Source organism: Streptomyces calidiresistens, assembly GCF_014141525.1.
Taxonomy (GTDB): Bacteria; Actinomycetota; Actinomycetes; order Streptomycetales; family Streptomycetaceae; genus Streptomyces; species Streptomyces calidiresistens.
The window spans coordinates 1-1,523 of record NZ_VKHS01001058.1 but is presented as its reverse complement, the minus strand read 5'-3'; the positions used below and the strand labels follow the sequence as shown (position 1 = coordinate 1,523).

Annotated in this window: 1 protein-coding gene and 1 pseudogene; both read left to right on the top strand. The window is 76.2% G+C overall.

What is annotated here, in order from left to right; genetic code table 11:
- Positions 1 to 684, top strand: a pseudogene (locus FOE67_RS25400) (hypothetical protein); the annotation flags it as partial.
- Positions 685 to 834: 150 nt separating this feature from the next.
- Positions 835 to 1,479: a hypothetical protein gene (locus FOE67_RS25395; protein ID WP_182667160.1), complete on the top strand. Its 645-nt coding sequence runs from the start codon at positions 835 to 837 to the stop codon at positions 1,477 to 1,479.
- Positions 1,480 to 1,523 lie beyond the last annotated feature (44 nt).

Below are 1,523 nucleotides of genomic sequence, written 5' to 3'. Positions count from 1 at the left end.
GGGCTGGCCGGGGGCGGGCTGGTGGCGTTGGTGCTGCTCACCGTGCCGGGCCCGTATCCGATCAGCATGGTCACCGTTCCCGGCGAGGAGGCGCAGAACACCGCCCCGCCGACGCTCGCCCTGCTCGCGCTCGCGGCCTGCTGGATCGGCGGCGCGATCCTGCTGCGCGGGTGGGCCGCCCGCCGGCTGGCCGGGCTCCGGACGTGGATGGCCGTGGTGGCCGTCAACAGTGTCGTGCTGACGGTCTTCCTGTGGCACATGGCGGCGGTGGTGATCGCCGCGATCGTGCTGTACCCGCCGGGGCTGATGCCCCAACCGGAGGTGGAATCGGTCGACTGGCTGCTGTGGCGGGTTCCGTGGCTGGTCTGCCTGTCCGTGGTGCTGATGGTGTTGGTCCTCCTGTTCGGCGGGGTGGAGCGCCACGCGCGGAAAGTGGGGGCCGGCCCGGCGCGCCCGGGCGCCGGGGAGACCGGGGAGACCGGGGAAGGGGACGCCCCCGGCCGGGGTCGGGCGATGACGGTGACGGCCTGCGCGGCCCCGGCCGTGGCGGTCGCCGGCCTACTCGGCATCACCACGGCGGGGGCCACGGGCGAGGGGCCGGTCGGCATTCCCGGCTGGGCCCTGGCGGTCTACCTGGTGGGGGCGGGCACGCTGTGGCTCCTGGCGGTGCTCCGGTCGCGCTGACGGGGCCTTCGACGAAAGTCCCCCGGCCCGGCGCACCGGCCCGCCCCCGGCGTCGGCGCCGGGGAAAGCGGAGCGGTGGGTTCCCGGCGACAACCGCCCCTTCCCGGTGAAGACTCGGGAAGTCCTGTCGCGTCCTCCCGGAGGTCCGCCGTGCACCGCTCCGCTCCGCTGGTCCCGCTCGCGCTGTGCGTCGGCGCGTTACTGCTCACCGCCTGCGGGCAGGCCCCCGCCGACAACCGGCCCGGCGGAGCCCTCGATGCCCCCGGCGCCCCCGACGTCCCGCCGGCCGTCTCCTCCGCCGAGGCGACGCGGCGGGCCGTGGAGGAGCACGACCGGCTGTGGCCGGAGATCGCCGCCCGCTGCGCCGAAACCGCACCGGAGGACCTCCCGGGGGAGGACGCCGGAGGGGAGAACGACGCGGAAGCCGGCGGCGTACCCGAGAACCCCCGCCACGGCGAGAACAACGGCTACCGGCGAACCGCGGAGGTGTCCCCGGCGGAGCGGTGCCGGGGCGAGGCCCACGCGGTGCGCATCGCGGCGGCCATGACCGACGAGGACGGCCTCTTCGGGGACGTGGAGACGACCACGAGGCTGCTGAAACGCCTGGGCTACGAGCCCGATGGCATCGGCGTGGAGGAGGCCGGGACGGGCGTCGCGACGTGGTTCGTCACCGTTCCGGGGGCGGGTCCGTGCGTCACCGGCCACACCGGCATGCCGCACGCCGACCCCGGGGACGGGGTGCACGGGGTGTACCTGGAGGGCACCGGTTGTCGGATGCCGAAGGGCGGGCACTGACCCGCACCCCATCCCCGGGGCGGCGCCGTTCCCCGCCCGAGCCC